Origin of the sequence: Kitasatospora sp. NPDC004614, assembly GCF_042873675.1 — a bacterium.
In the GTDB taxonomy this organism is placed as follows: Bacteria; Actinomycetota; Actinomycetes; order Streptomycetales; family Streptomycetaceae; genus Kitasatospora.
Genome location: NZ_JBIALR010000026.1, coordinates 37,875 through 51,669, shown reverse-complemented (window position 1 = coordinate 51,669; position 13,795 = coordinate 37,875). Strand labels below are relative to the sequence as shown.

Below are 13,795 nucleotides of genomic sequence, written 5' to 3'. Positions count from 1 at the left end.
GTTGCCGCCGCTGAAGATCTCCGTGCCGTTCACCGTGCCACGCTACCCCGCGACGCACCCCGCGGCGGGCTGCGCCACCGGGGCCGCCTGGTCGGAGGCGACGGCGACGGTGACGCCGACGGCGGCGAGCGGGGCGAGGTTGGCGAGCGCGGTGGCGAAGCGGGCCTGGGTGTCGCGGGCGGTGCGGCCGTGGAAGAAGGCGGCGAGCAGGCCGGTGAAGCGTTCGGACTGGACGACCCGGACCCGGCCGTCGCCGAGGTCGGTGATCAGGTAGGAGTGCTTGTTGTCGAGCAGCCCGGGCACCAACAGGCGTCCGGCGCGGGAGAGTTCGCGGCCCGGGTCGACCACGGTGAGCACCGGGTGGAAGGTCAGCTCGCGGCCGGAGGCGGTGCGGACCACCTCGGTCTGGCGGGCGCCGACGGCGAGTTCGCCCTCGACCCGGACCACCACCGGGTGCCACTGCGGGTAGCGGTCGTGGTCGGTGAGCAGCTGCCAGACGGTCTCCGGGGTGCCCGGGAACTCGGCTTCGGCGCTGACCTCGCAGGTGAACAGGCTCATGATGGTTTCCCCCGTGGTGATTCGGTCGTTGGGTGCCAGTGGTGGCGCGCGAGGGTGGTGTCCACCAGGGCGCGCGCGAAGCGGTCGTCGATCGGGTCGCCGCTGATCAGCACCCGGTAGTAGAGCGGGCCGACCAGCTGGTCGATGATCAGCGCCGGGTCGGCGTCGGCCGCCAACTCGCCGCGGGCGGCGGCCCGGACGAGCAGTTCGGCGGCCGCGGTGCGGCGCTGCGTCCACAACGGGCGCAGCGCGTCGCCGAGTTCGGGGTGGCGGGTGCCGGCGGCGATCAGCTCGGCCACCAGGGCGCGGGTGGCGGGCAGGCGCAGGCCGGCCGCGATCGCGGTGAGGGTGGCGGTCAGATCGGCCCGGACGTCGCCGGTCTCCCGGATCGGCGCGGTCTCGAACATGGTGGCGAAGGCGGCGACCACCAGGTGGTCCTTGGTGGGCCAGCGCCGGTACACGGTGGTGCGGGCGACCTCGGCGCGGGCGGCCGCCTCGTCCAGCGCGAACCCCGCGTAGCCGCGCTCGCGTAGCAGCACGCGCGCCGCCTCCAGCACCTTGGCGTCGACGGCGGTGTCCCGCGGCCTGGCCATGTCCCCACCCCGATTCCGCTACGCGTGTCTCGTAATGAGGATGAGGCTAGTGGGAGCGGCGTCATTACGCAACAGCCGTAGCGGAATCCTCAGGGGCCGGTCGGCCAGCGCCAGTTGAGGAGGGTGGCGCACATCAGGGTGGCGGCGGGGGAGAGGCGGGCGGACTCGGACCAGTGGAGGGTGAGGGTGCGCCGGCACGCGGGGTGGTCGACGGAGAGGAGGGCGAGGGGGAGGCGGGTGGCGATCTGGCGGCCGACGGCGGGGATCAGGCCGACGCCGAGGCCGGCGGTGATCAGGTCGGCGATGGCCGCGAGTTCGTCGCTCTCGCAGACGATCCGGGGCGGGTGGCCCAGCGAGCCGAAGAGCTGGTCGAGCAGGCGGCGGTTCCAGTGGCCGGGCCGGGCCGTGATGAACGGGAGCGCGGAGAGGTCGGGGAGGGCGACGGAGCCGCGGCCGGCCAGCGGGTGGTCACGGTGCACGGCCAACCAGACCGGCTCGTCCAGGAGTTGGGCGCTCTTCAGGCCCTCGGTGCGGACCGGCTGCGAGGCGACACACAAGTCCACCTCGTGCGCGCGGAGCTGACGGTCCATCAGATCGGCCGAGAGCTGCCGCAGGTCGATCTCGGCGGCCGGGTGGGCGCGCTTGTACGCGGCCAGCGGGGCGGTGAAGGTCAGGAAGGTCTCGGACGCCAGCCGGACCGTCCCGAAACCGTCGCCCGCCGCCTCCGCGACGGCCCGGCGCCCGGCCTCCAGTTCACCGAGGGCCCGCTCCGCGTAGCCGCGGAACAGCCGGCCCGCCTCGTTCAGGCGCAGCCGCCCGCCCCGGTCGAACAGCGGGGTGCCGAGTTCGTCCTCAAGCCGGGCGATGGTGCGGCTCAGCGAGGGCTGGGCGACCCGGAGTTCCTCGGCGGCCCGGCTCAGGTGTTCCAGCCGTGCCACCACCAGGAACTGGGTCAGTGCGTGCAGGTCCATGGCCGCCCCCCCGTGTTGCTGCAACGGGTCATCGCCGTCCATGCCGGGAACGGCATAACCCCATAGCAATATTGATCTTAGACGGGATAGCCGCGGGGACATAGCGTCGAGGAGGTGCAAGTTCCGTACCCCGTACCAGGATTGAGGGAGTACCCCGTCATGGCTGTGTCAGCCGTCCCCGAACCCGCCGAACCGGCCGACCGTGCCGGTCGTGCCGGCCGGACCGGTGCCGCCGGGCAGGTGCTGCGCGTGCTGGCCGCCGTGCACATGGTGGCCGTGTACGGGCAGCCGGTGTTCGCCGGCGTCTACCTCAGTGGCTCGTACGACGGTCTGGGCTGGCACCTGGCCGGGGCCAACGCCGTCACCAGCCTCGGCTATGCGCAGCTGATCGCCGCCATGGTGTTCTGGTACCGCCGCCGGGTCGGCTGGCCGCTGACCGGCACCGCGCTGGTGGTGATCGCCGAGACGGTCCAGTACTTCGCCGGGATCGACGGCGCGCTGTGGCTGCACCTGCCGCTCGGTGTGGCCACCATCGCCGGCCTCACCGTCCTCACCGTCGGCCTGCTGCGCGCCCCGCTGCCCGGCCGGGCGCCGGAGGTGTCCGGTGAGTGAGCGCCAACTCATGGTCAGCAGGCGGCGGTTGCTCGCGCTGGGCGGCGCGTTCGGGTTGCTGACGGCGGGCGGCCTGGCCTCGGCCGCGGCGCTCGCGCACCGGCCCGCCGGGACGGGCGGGCTGCTGCGCAGCGGGATCGAGCTGCCGCCCGCGTTCCAAGTGCCGCTGCCCAGGCCGCAGGTGCTGGCGCCGGTGTCCACCAGCGGGGGCGTCGACCGGTACGAGATCACCCAGCGGGAGGCCGTCGCCGAGATCCTGCCCGGCGTGCGCACCCCGGTGTGGACGTACGGCGGCAGCTTCCCGGGCCCGACCATCGAGGCCCGCCGCGGCCGCCCCACCGTGGTCACGCACCGCAACGAACTGCCCGTCCCCACCGTGGTCCACCTGCACGGGGGACGTACTCCCGCCGAGTTCGACGGCTACCCCACCGACCTTGTGCTGCCCGAGAGTTGGCCCGATAGCGGCGGCCACGGGGGACATGGCGGTCATGGTGGCGGGATGGCGGACCCGCGGGCCGTGCAGAGCCGCGTCGTGCGCGAGTACACCTTCCCCAACGAGCAGCGCGCCACCATGCTCTGGTACCACGACCACCGGATGGACTACACCGCCCCCGCGATCTGGCGCGGACTGGCGGGGCTGCACATCATCCGCGAGGACAGCGAGAAGGCGCTCGAACTCCCGGACGGCGAGCGTGAGTTGCCGCTGGTGATCACCGACCGGGCGTTCGCCGCCGACGGCAGCCTGGTGTACCCGTCGCTGGACCCGGCGCTGCGCGACCGCCCCGGGGTGCAAGAGCCGTACATGGCAGGGGTGTTGGGCGATGTGATCCTGGTCAACGGCGCGCCGTGGCCGGTGCACGAGGTGGCGGCGGTGCGGCACCGGCTGCGCGTGCTCAACGGCTCCAACGCCCGCCACTACGAGCTGGAGGCGGTCGACCAGGACGGGCGGGCACTGGAGTTGGTGCAGATCGGCGCCGACCAGGGCCTGCTGGCCGCGCCCGTGACGCACCGCCGACTGCCGCTCGCGCCGGCCGAACGGTACGACCTGCTGGTCGACTTCGGCCCGGTGCCGGTCGGCGGGACGGTCCGGCTGCTGAACCGCCTGGGCAGCGGCCGGACCCGGGAGGTGATGGCGTTCCGGGTGGTCCGGGCGCAGCGGGAGGACACCCGGGTGCCGCAGGCGCTGGCCACCGACCTGCCCGAGTGGCGGCGCGAAGAGGCCGTTCGGACAAGGGAGTTCGCGTTCCGCTCCGGACGGATGGGCGAGGGCCACGGCTGGCTGATCGGCGGGCGCCCGTTCGACCCGGCGCGGGAGGACGTCGGCGTCCGGCTCGGCGACCTGGAGGTCTGGCGCCTGATTGCGGACGTCCACCACCCCATCCACCTGCACCTGGTCGGCTTCCGCATCCTGAGCCGGGGCGGCCGCGCGCCGCAGCCGCACGACGCCGGACTCAAGGACACCGTCTCGCTGCGGCCGGGCGAGGCCGCCGAGATCATCACCCGCTTCGACGGCTACCGCGGCCGGTACCTGTTCCACTGCCACAACGCGGAGCACGAGGACATGGGGATGATGGCGAACCTGGAGGTGCGGTGAGACGCCTGCGGGCAGCGGAGGGAGCCGGTGGGCGTCAGTTGGCGATGATCACGGGCGAGGAGGCACCGGCCACCAGCAGGTGGGGTCGGCCGGTGCCGTCCGCCGGGACGGACCAGAGGTCGGTGCCGTGGCCGCTCTTCGCGGGGAGGGCGTAGCCGAGCGTTCGGGCGTCCAGCCAGGTGGCGTGGTCGTTCACGGCGCGGGTCTCGGCCACGGGGTGGTCGTGCAGGTCGGCGAGGTCGAGGACGTAGAGGCGCCAGGGGTCGGCGGGGCCGGCGGAGACGCGCTTGCGGAAGGCGATCCGGGTGCCGTCGGGGGAGAGCGTCGGGCACTCGACGTTCTCCCGCAGGGTGTGTGCCGTCCAGGTCTTCAGATCGCCCTCGACCAGGTGGGTGTGGCCGTCGGCGGAGACGGTGGCGTAGAAGTGGTTGTCGTCGGCGGCGACGTTGACGCTCCAGTAGTTGAGGTCGGTGGCGTGGGAGGGGACGCCGTCGACGGTCAGCGGGATGTCCTCGACGGACTTGGCCAGGTAGCCGGAGCGCAGGTCGAGGACCGAGGTGCGGCTGGCGTAGCCGGCGGTGGCGTGGGTGCCCCGGGTGACGGTCGTCCAGGACAGCACGTGCCCGGACGGGGAGACCCGGGCCCGGTTCGGGACGCCGGGGAGGACGAGGGTGTGCAGCCGGTGGAAGTGCCGGTCGTAGATCACCGCTTCCGTGCAGGCGGGCCGGCCGGGCTTGATGCGCAGGCACAGGGCGCGGTCGCCCGCGGCGTAGAAGCGTTCGCAGGACGGGCCGCCGACCGTCGCCGGGCCGTCGCCGCCGCGCGGGGTGCGGGCGATCCGGCCGGAGGCGGCGTCGCGGTAGTAGAGGCCGGGTTCGTCGAGGGTGAAGGTGGCGTCGGCGGGGACGTTCCGGTGCGGGCCGTCGCGGTGGCAGGTGTGCAGGGCGAACCCGAGTGCGGCGCCGAGCGTCGTGACCACGACCACCACCAGGACCACCAGGCGGGCCGCGGCCGTCGGCCGCTCCGTCAAGTCCGGTGCGGAGCCGGTGTCTTGGGTGGCGTCGAATACGTCCCCTGGTGTGGTCTCGGTCGTCATGAGGGTTTCCCTTCGGGCGGGATGCGCCGGCCGGCGGTGAGGGGATGCGGCCCTACACCATGGGTGGGCCGCGCCGAGCCGTTTCCTTCGGAGATTAGGTGAAAGGAAAGTTTCCTACCAGTAAGTCCGGATAAGTCGCCACCGCGAACTGCCGTACGGGAAAGGCAGGCTGACGACGCAACGGATTGTCGGAAAGTGTGGGTAACACTGTTGCCGGCGGGCTACGGTGTTACCCGTGAACACGCCCTACCAGGACGCCCAACGCATCGGCCAGAGTGCCGTGCGGACCGCGATCCTCGACCACGCCATCGACCTCCTGGTTACCGAGGGGCCCGCCGCGCTGACGATGCGCCGGATCGCCACCGGCATCGGTGCCTCGACCAAGGTCCTGTACACCATGTTCGGCGGAAAGGAGGGCCTGGCCGACGCGCTCTACCGCGAGGGGTTCGCCCGGCTGAGCCGCGCTCAGCAGCAAGTCCCGCGCGCCGCCGACCCGTTGACCGTATTGAACGACCTCGGCGCCGCTTACCGCGTGCACGCCCTCGCCGAACCCGCCTACTACCGGGTGATGTTCGAGCAGGCGGTGCCCGGCTACCGGCCCGGACCGGAGGCGCTGGCCGACGCCGACCACGCCTTCGACGCCTCCGTCGCGGCCGTCCAGGACTGCATCGACGCCGGCGTCTTCGCGCCCGGCGACGCGCACGAGATCTCCAAGCTCCTCTGGGCGGCCGCCCACGGCGCGGTGAGCCTCGAACTCGCCGGCCACTTCCCGCCGGAGAGCGCCGCCCACCGCTTCGACGCACTGATGGCGGCGGTGGGCCGGGCGTTCCTCGCCGAACCGCACGGACGGTTTCCGAGCGACCCGAACGGACCTTCCGCCGTCGAAGATTCCCCCGCCCAACCGCACGGACAAGGACAGCCGGCATACGGACCTTCCGCCGTCGAAGACTCCCCCGCCCAACCGCACGGACAAGGACAGCCGGCATGACGATCAACCGCTATCTGACGGGCAGCTTCACTCCGGTCACCGAAGAGATCACCGCCCACGACCTGCCCGTCACCGGCCGCATCCCGGCCCACCTGAACGGCCGCTACCTGCGCAACGGCCCCAACGCACTGGGCATCGAGGACCCCGCCGCGCACATCTGGACCCTCGGCCCGGGCATGGTGCACGGCGTCCGGATCCGCGACGGCCGCGCCGAGTGGTACCGCAACCGCTGGGTGCGCTCGGCCGCCGTCGCCGACCACCTCGGCGAACCGCGCCGCGGCACCCCCGTCGACCCCCGGCTGGACTTCGCGCCCAACGTCCAGGTCGCCGGGCTGGACGGCCGCACCTTCGCGCTGATCGAAGGCGGCATCCGCCCCTACGAACTCGGCTACGAACTCGACACCTTGGGCCCCTGCGACCTCGGCGCCACCCCCGAGGGCTACAGCGCCAACGCGCACTCCGTCTACGACCCGCACACCCGGGAACTGCACTCGCTCGCATTCCGGTACGGCACCGAGCACGTCCAGCACATCGTGATGGACCACCACGGCACCGTCCGCCGCACCACGCTGATCCACACCCCAGGCAACCCGTACATGCACGACTTCGCGCTCACCGAGCACCACGTCGTCCTGTTCGACGCCCCCGTGGTGTTCAGCCCCGCCCACCTGCCCACCGGCGTGCCGTTCACCTGGGACGACACCCACCAGGCCCGCGTCGGCATCATGCCGCGCAGCGGCGGGCCGGTGCGCTGGTTCGACGTCGCCCCCTGCCTGGTCGGCCACACCCTCAACGCGTACGAGGACGGCACCGAGGTGGTGATCGACGTGGTCCGCCACCCCGAGGGCTTCACCATCCGCGACTTCGGCCGCAGCCGCCCCACCCTCGACCGGTGGCGGATCGACCTGGCAGCAGGCAGGATCCGCGAGGAGCGAATGGACGACCGCACCCAGGAGTTCCCGCGCGTCGACCCCCGCCGGGTCGGCCGCCCGCACCGCTACGGATACGCTGCCGCGGCCGAACTGTACGCCGCACCCACCGGCCCCGACGACCCGCGCCCCAACGAGGGGTTCAGCAGCGCCCTGCTCAAGCACGACCTGCTGCGCGGCACAGTCGAGGCCCACGAGTTCGGCCGGTTCGGCGCCGTCGGCGAGGGCGTGTTCGTCCCCGCCGAATCACTCACCGCCGAGGACGACGGCTACCTCATGGCGTACGCGCACGACCCCGAACGCGGCGCGGCCGACCTGGTCATCCTCGCCGCGCAGGACTTCGCGGGCGAACCCGTCGCCCGCATCCACCTGCCCGTCCGGGTGCCGCTCGGCCTGCACGGCAACTGGGTACCTGACGGATCATCAACTCACTGACGGCGCACCGGCCTTCGGGATCGCGCCGGTGGAGCTCGCGATGGTGTGCCGGGTCGGCGCGGGGAGCGTGGCGTGGCGGCGGCGCTCACGGTGCAGCTCGACGTGCACGGCGACCTTCGCGCGCAGCGCCCACGGATCGACCGGCTTCGGGATGAAGTCGACCGCGCCCGCCGCGTAACCGCGCATCGAATGGTCCGGATCCGTGCCGATCGCGGTGACGAAAATGATCGGGATGTCGCGGGTCCGGGCCCGGCGCTTGATGGCCGCGGCGGTCTCGTAGCCGTCCATCCCCGGCATCTGCACATCCAACAGGATCACCGCGAACTCGTCCGGCTCCAGCAGCGCCCGCAACGCGTCCGGGCCGGACGCGGCCCGCACCAGCCGGTGGCCGTGCGGCCCCAGGACGGCCTCCAGCACCATCAGGTTGTCCGGCCGGTCGTCCACCAGCAGCACCTTCGGCGGTGGACCCTCCTCCAGCGGGCACGCCGGCTGCAAGGGGATGTCCGCGAGGCCCTGCTGCTGCTCCACCAGGGCGAGTTGACGCTCGAACAGGTCGCACCGGGTCTCCGCGCAGGCCGCCCGCTCCCGGGCGCGGGCCAGCTCCTCGGCCAGCCGCTCCACCTCCTGGGCCAGCGCGTCGCGCTCGGCGAGCAGGTCGGCGCGGTCGGGCGTCGTGGGTGGTTCGGCGTGCTCCTGCGGCGCGGACGGCTCGGGGCGGTCCGGCGGTGCGGGCAGCAGGGGCCGGGACTCCAGGCGGACCAGCCGGGCGTCCAGAGCGGCGATGGTCTGCCGGGTGTCGTCCAGCGCGTGGTCCAGCTGCTCCTCGCGCGCCCCCGCCCGGCGGGCCTCCCGGTCCGCCGCCTGCAACTGGCCCTCCAACTGCTGCACCGCCCGGCCGATCGACGCCGCCGTCTTCAGCGCCGCCACATGCCTGCGGCGCAGCCCCTCCAGGGCAGGCGGGTCGAGCCGGGTTCCGCAGTCCTCGTCGAGATGGTGCAGCAACTCCTCGACGAACTGCCACGGCGCGATCCGCGACCCCGCCAAATACCGGGACAGCGTGCCCGGGTTGAGATAGCACCGGGTGGCGTACCGGCGCACCGAGATACCGAGCTCCAGGAACAGCTCCCGCAACGTCTCCGCGAACTCCCGGCACTCCCTGTTCAGTTCACGATCCAGCGGCAGGAGCCCGCCGTCCCGGACAGGCCCCGCCATCACGCTCCACACCCCCGTCGGCCGTTCGTCGATCCGCCGGGTCGCCATGTACGCCGCACCCGAATCCTCCACCCGTACCCGCCGGCCCGTCACGGGTCGGTCGCGCCAACCCCGGCCGCCGCTGCGCCGGGGTGGACAGCAGCATGCCGGATCGTGAGGGTGTTGCGCGCCCCGCAACACGCGGACGCGCCGGACCGGCAACAGGACTGGTGTCCCGTGATTTTGAGGCAGTATCAGATTGACGCGCCGTCAACCGGCTGTCGGATTCACCGCTTTCCGCGCCCCGCGTGTTCATCCGTACGGGCGAGGGCGGAGAGCCTGCGAGGCCGTTCACGTGAGCGGCGCGGCTCCGCCCGAACCCGCACCGCCTCGATCAACGCCCGCTCCGCACCGCCCTTCCCGAGCCCCGGAATGTACGTCACCTGCAAACACCCCAGTGCGTCCAGGGTGCCCTTGATCACTGAGCCGCCGACTCGCACCGCTCGAGCCACTCGAGGTACCAGGTGCCAAAGGTGTGGCGGTTTCCCGCCGCGTCGACGTACGGCTCGAAGGGCGGGTTGATGCCCTGCTCCCGGTCGCGGAGTTCCCCGCGATGCGGGCCGACGACGATGAGCCAGCCGGATGCCCCGCACCCGTCGTTGCTGAGGTGGATCGCACCCCGCCCGCGCTCCCGGTACCAGCGTTCGCCGCCGGCCTCACCGAAGGCCCTGCGGAAGTCGGAGCGGTTGTCTGCGCCTTGGGGCGTGGGCTCGTATCCGGCGGCTCGAAGGATTTCCGCCTGGCGGGTCGGCCAGTCCTCGGTCTCGACGAACGGCCCGCTGGAGTCCAGCAGCCAGCGCAAGGTCTCGTCGTCGTCCCAGACCCACCCCCACCTGCCGTCGACTCGGCGCAACGAGGTGAGCTCGAACCCACGGACCTGGGCCGTTCACCCCGACCTCGGCCAGGAACGAGCGGTAGTCGGCGGGGAGTTCGACACCGCACTGCGCCTCGACCTCCGCGATCTCGTCGGGAGTCAGGACGGGTTCGAACGTCGGATGCCGAGAGGGCGCGAGGCCACGCGCACGCCGATCCGCCTCCTCCACGGCGATGACCCGCTCCCGGACTGACGGCCAGTCGATCTGGCTGTTCATGGCACTCCTACTCGACGACGGGCGGACTGTAGCGCCCGCCACCGACACACTGGGCGGACGTACCGAGGCTGTAACAACGATTGCGCAGGTCCGCGTGCGCGCCGCACCGTCGGCCGGGTGTCGTGCCCTGGGGGAGGTGAGAGCGTTAAGCAGGGCAGTTGGATCAGCGTGAGTAGGAGGACTCCTTGATTGCACCTCAGGTCCGCAGGGTTGCCCTGGCGGCGGCTGCGGCGGCCGTGGCGATGATGACGGTGATGCAGCCCGCGACGGCTGCCGGTCCGGTGCGGCGTGCGTTCGCGGACCGGACGGACAACGGGTTCCAGAGCGACTGCCTCACGGCCATCAACGCGTACCGGGCCAAGCACCAGGCACCTCCGCTCGCAATCGATCCGGAGATCGTGGAGTACGCCAAGTCCCGCGCACAGAAGATCTCCGAGCCGGGCGGCTTCCAGCACGACGGTCTGGCCCGTGCGTACGGCGAGACCCTGAGCTGGAGCTCGTTCGCCGGCGACAACCCCGAAGGCGGCTACACGCCGGACGGTTGCAAGGGCGCGGTGGACTCCTGGTACGCGGGGGCCGCGTCCTACGACTACAGCAAGCCCGGTTTCTCCCGCGAGACCGGCAACTTCACCCAGCTGGTGTGGAAGTCCACCACGAAGATCGGCTGCGCCCGGGTGGGCGGCCGGCGCGACGGCGGCCCCGACAAGGACGGTTACTTCTGGTTCGACACGTACATCGCGTGCGACTTCGCACCGCGCGGGAACTCCGCGGCGGATCCGAAGGACCCGGGCAAGTCGTACCGGGAGAACGTCCTGCCGGTGGTGAGGTCGTAGGGCCGTCGTCAGAGCTGAATTCCGGCCGAGAACCAGGGCGGTGTTCAGCCGTCCCGCAGGATGCGGTGGGCGATCGGGTGGTGTACGCGCAGCAGCGCCGGCAGGGCGCGGGAGGCGCCACCGCGACGACGGGGCGGCCACGTTCGATGCCCCGGACGATCGTGGTGGCGGCCTCGGCGGCCGACAGCTTGCGGACCGCGCCCTCCCGGTCCGCCGTCATCGCCGTGTCGACCAGGGCAACACCACCTCCTGCACCCGCACGGACGGCGTGTCGGCCTGCACCTGGTAGCGCAGCGACTGCACCAGCGTGTGCACGGCGGCTGTGGGAGCTGTGGGAGCTGTCGGAGCGGCTGACCGGCGTCCGGTTCGACGTCTGAACCACCAGGGCCGTCAGCGCGTCAGTCCGACAGGCCGTCAGCCCGGCAGCTCCGCGCGGAGGGTGTGGGCGGCGGCGACCAGGCTGTGGAGCGCGGCGCGGGTCTCGGGCCAACCGCGGGTCTTCAGGCCGCAGTCGGGGTTGACCCACAGGCGCTCGGCGGGGACGGTGGTGAGCGCCAGGCGCAGCAGCAGGACGGTCTCGGCGGGGAACGGAACGCGCGGCGAGTGGATGTCCCACACGCCCGGGCCGACCTCGGCCGACCAGCCGGCGGCGGCCAGCTCGTGGGCGACCTGCATGTGCGAGCGGGCCGCCTCCAGGGAGATCACGTCCGCGTCCAACTCGCCGATGGCGCCCAGGATGTCGCCGAACTCGGCGTAGCACATGTGGGTGTGGATCTGGGTGTCGGAGCGCACCGGCGAGGTGGCCAGCCGGAACGCCCCGGTCGCCCAGTCCAGGTACCCGGGCCGCCCGGCCCGGCGCAGCGGCAGCGTCTCGCGCAGCGCCGGCTCGTCCACCTGGATCACCGCCGCGCCCGCCGCCTCCAGGTCGGCGACCTCGTCGCGCAGCGCCAGCGCGACCTGCCGGGCGGTGTCGGCGAGCGGCTGGTCGTCGCGGACGAACGACCAGGCCAGCATGGTGACCGGTCCGGTCAGCATGCCCTTGACCGGGCGGTCCGTCAGGTTCTGTGCGAACGCGTACCAGTCGACGGTCATCGGGGACGGGCGGGAGATGTCACCGGCCAGCACCGGCGGCCGCACGTACCGGGTGCCGTAGGACTGCACCCAGCCGTGCCGGGTGGTCAGGTAGCCGGTGAGCTGCTCGGCGAAGTACTGCACCATGTCGCTGCGTTCGGGTTCGCCGTGCACGAGCACGTCCAGGCCGGCCTGTTCCTGGCAGGCGATCACCTCGCGGATCTCGTCGGCCATCCGCGCGTGGTAGTCCGCCTCCTCCAGCAGTCCGGCGTTCAACTCGGCGCGGGCGGTGCGCAGTTCGTCGGTCTGCGGGAACGAGCCGATGGTGGTGGTGGGCAGCGGCGGCAACTGGAGCCGGGCCCGCTGGGCGGCGGCGCGGACGGGGTACGGGTCGGCGCGGCGGGTGTCGGCGTCGGTGACGGCGGCGGCGCGGGCCCGGACGGCCGGGTCGCGGGTGATCGGGGATGCCGCGCGGGACGCCAAGTCGGCCCGGTTGGCAGCGAGTTGGGCGGTGACGGCGGAGGTCCCCTCGCGCAGGGCGCGGGCCAGCAGGGCCGTCTCGGCGGCCTTCTGCCGGGCGAACGCCAGCCAGCGGCCGATCTGCTGGTCCAGGTCGCGCTCGGCGACCACGTCCAGTGGGACGTGCAGCAGCGAGCAGGACGGGGCGACGTCCACCCGGTCGGCGAGGCCGAGCAGGGTGGCGAGGGTGGCCAGCGACTTCTCCAGGTCGTTGATCCACACGTTGCGGCCGTCCACCACGCCCGCGACCAGCCGCTTGCCGGGCAGGCCGCCGACCGCGGCGAGATCGGCGAGGTTGCCGGCGGCCGGTCCGGTGAAGTCCAGCGCCAGACCCTCGACCGGGGATTCGGCAAGTACCGGCAGGGCCTCGCCGAGGCGGTCGAAGTACGAGGCGACCAGCAGTTTCGGACGGTCCGTCAGCGCGCCGAGGTCGCGGAACGCGCGGGCGGCGGCGTTCAGTTCGGCCGGGGTGCGGTCCTGGACGAGCGCCGGTTCGTCCAGTTGGGCCCATCCGGCGCCGGCGGCCCGCAGTTCGGCCAGCAGTTCGGCGTACACCGGCAGCAGCCGGTCCAGCAGGGTGAGCGGCTCGAAACCGTTCGCGGTTCCGGGCGCGGCCTTGGCGAGCAGCAGGTAGCTGACCGGGCCGAGCAGCACCGGGCGGGCCCGGTAGCCCTGGCCGAGTGCCTCGCGGAGCTCGCCGACCTGCTTGGCGGAGTTCGCGACGAACACCGTGTCCGGCCCCAACTCCGGTATCAGATAGTGGTAGTTGGTGTCGAACCACTTGGTCATTTCGAGCGGCGCGAGTTCCTGGGTGCCGCGCGCCATGGCGAAGTAGCCGGCCAGCGGGTCGGCGTCCACCGCGGCCCGGTGCCGGGGCGGGATCGCACCGACGGCGACGGTGGTGTCCAGCACGTGGTCGTACAGCGAGAAGTCGCCGGTGGGGACTTCGGTGATGCCGGCGCCGGCCAGTTGACGCCAGTTGGCGCAGCGCAGTTCGGCGGCGGCGGCGAGCAGCGCGTCAGCGGCGACGGTGCCCTTCCAGTAGCCCTCGACGGCCTTCTTCAGTTCCCGGTCGGCGCCCTGACGGGGGTAGCCGTGGACAGTTGCCGCGGCTGTGGACCTCGTGGTCAAGGGGACTCTCCTTCGCGAGCCTCGAACCTGGGTCCGACGACACCGCGGAAAGCGAAGGCCCGTGAGTCGTGCGGCGCTGTCAACTGCGCCTGCCCGACCGATGGTTGGCCGACCCGCCCGCGA

At 72.6% G+C, this 13,795-nt stretch carries 12 protein-coding genes and 1 pseudogene; 5 read left to right on the top strand and 8 right to left on the bottom strand.

Going from position 1 to position 13,795, the window contains the following annotated elements:
* Nucleotides 1–42: 42 nt before the first annotated feature.
* The 3 genes from ACFYST_RS33530 to ACFYST_RS33520 form a co-directional block, all read right to left on the bottom strand.
* Complete coding sequence (locus ACFYST_RS33530; RefSeq protein ID WP_387867897.1) at nucleotides 43–558, bottom strand: SRPBCC family protein; 516 nt, start codon at nucleotides 556–558, stop codon at nucleotides 43–45.
* Nucleotides 555–1,151 (bottom strand): TetR-like C-terminal domain-containing protein, encoded by a 597-nt coding sequence (locus ACFYST_RS33525; protein WP_387867895.1) that lies wholly within the window; start codon nucleotides 1,149–1,151, stop codon nucleotides 555–557. Before ACFYST_RS33525 ends, ACFYST_RS33530 begins: the two co-directional genes overlap by 4 nt.
* A gap of 89 nt (nucleotides 1,152–1,240) precedes the next feature.
* On the bottom strand, nucleotides 1,241–2,122 hold the full coding sequence (locus ACFYST_RS33520; RefSeq protein WP_387867892.1) for a LysR family transcriptional regulator: 882 nt from the start codon (nucleotides 2,120–2,122) through the stop codon (nucleotides 1,241–1,243).
* A 159-nt stretch (nucleotides 2,123–2,281) separates the two neighbouring features.
* Between ACFYST_RS33520 and ACFYST_RS33515 the strand changes: the two genes are divergently transcribed.
* Entirely contained in the window at nucleotides 2,282–2,734 is a 453-nt protein-coding gene (locus ACFYST_RS33515; protein WP_387867891.1) for a hypothetical protein, read from the top strand.
* Nucleotides 2,727–4,328, top strand: a complete 1,602-nt coding sequence (locus tag ACFYST_RS33510; RefSeq protein WP_387867888.1) for a multicopper oxidase family protein — start codon at nucleotides 2,727–2,729, stop codon at nucleotides 4,326–4,328. The genes ACFYST_RS33515 and ACFYST_RS33510 overlap by 8 nt, the downstream gene beginning before the upstream one ends.
* A gap of 34 nt (nucleotides 4,329–4,362) precedes the next feature.
* Here ACFYST_RS33510 and ACFYST_RS33505 read toward each other — a convergent pair whose 3' ends face one another.
* On the bottom strand, nucleotides 4,363–5,424 hold the full coding sequence (locus tag ACFYST_RS33505) for a TolB family protein (protein WP_387867886.1): 1,062 nt from the start codon (nucleotides 5,422–5,424) through the stop codon (nucleotides 4,363–4,365).
* 235 nt (nucleotides 5,425–5,659) lie between these two features.
* On the opposite strand from ACFYST_RS33505, the gene ACFYST_RS33500 reads away from it, so the two are divergent.
* On the top strand, nucleotides 5,660–6,412 hold the full coding sequence (locus ACFYST_RS33500; RefSeq protein WP_387867883.1) for a TetR/AcrR family transcriptional regulator: 753 nt from the start codon (nucleotides 5,660–5,662) through the stop codon (nucleotides 6,410–6,412).
* Entirely contained in the window at nucleotides 6,409–7,776 is a 1,368-nt protein-coding gene (locus ACFYST_RS33495; protein WP_387867880.1) for a carotenoid oxygenase family protein, read from the top strand. Before ACFYST_RS33500 ends, ACFYST_RS33495 begins: the two co-directional genes overlap by 4 nt.
* On the opposite strand, the gene ACFYST_RS33490 is transcribed toward ACFYST_RS33495, so the two are convergent.
* The 3 genes and pseudogenes from ACFYST_RS33490 to ACFYST_RS33480 all read right to left on the bottom strand — a co-directional run bounded on the left by ACFYST_RS33490 (nucleotide 7,765) and on the right by ACFYST_RS33480 (nucleotide 9,829).
* Nucleotides 7,765–9,036, bottom strand: a complete 1,272-nt coding sequence (locus tag ACFYST_RS33490; RefSeq protein ID WP_387867877.1) for a response regulator — start codon at nucleotides 9,034–9,036, stop codon at nucleotides 7,765–7,767. The genes ACFYST_RS33495 and ACFYST_RS33490 overlap by 12 nt on opposite strands.
* 293 nt (nucleotides 9,037–9,329) lie before the next feature.
* A pseudogene (locus tag ACFYST_RS33485) lies at nucleotides 9,330–9,425 on the bottom strand (GNAT family N-acetyltransferase); the annotation flags it as partial.
* A gap of 20 nt (nucleotides 9,426–9,445) precedes the next feature.
* Nucleotides 9,446–9,829, bottom strand: coding sequence for a hypothetical protein (locus ACFYST_RS33480; RefSeq protein WP_387867875.1), 384 nt, complete (start codon nucleotides 9,827–9,829; stop codon nucleotides 9,446–9,448).
* A 474-nt stretch (nucleotides 9,830–10,303) separates the two neighbouring features.
* Between ACFYST_RS33480 and ACFYST_RS33475 the strand changes: the two genes are divergently transcribed.
* Nucleotides 10,304–10,951 (top strand): CAP family protein, encoded by a 648-nt coding sequence (locus ACFYST_RS33475; RefSeq protein WP_387867873.1) that lies wholly within the window; start codon nucleotides 10,304–10,306, stop codon nucleotides 10,949–10,951.
* Nucleotides 10,952–11,365: 414 nt separating this feature from the next.
* Here ACFYST_RS33475 and metE read toward each other — a convergent pair whose 3' ends face one another.
* Nucleotides 11,366–13,672, bottom strand: coding sequence for a 5-methyltetrahydropteroyltriglutamate--homocysteine S-methyltransferase (gene metE, locus ACFYST_RS33470; protein WP_387867871.1), 2,307 nt, complete (start codon nucleotides 13,670–13,672; stop codon nucleotides 11,366–11,368).
* Nucleotides 13,673–13,795: the final 123 nt, after the last annotated feature.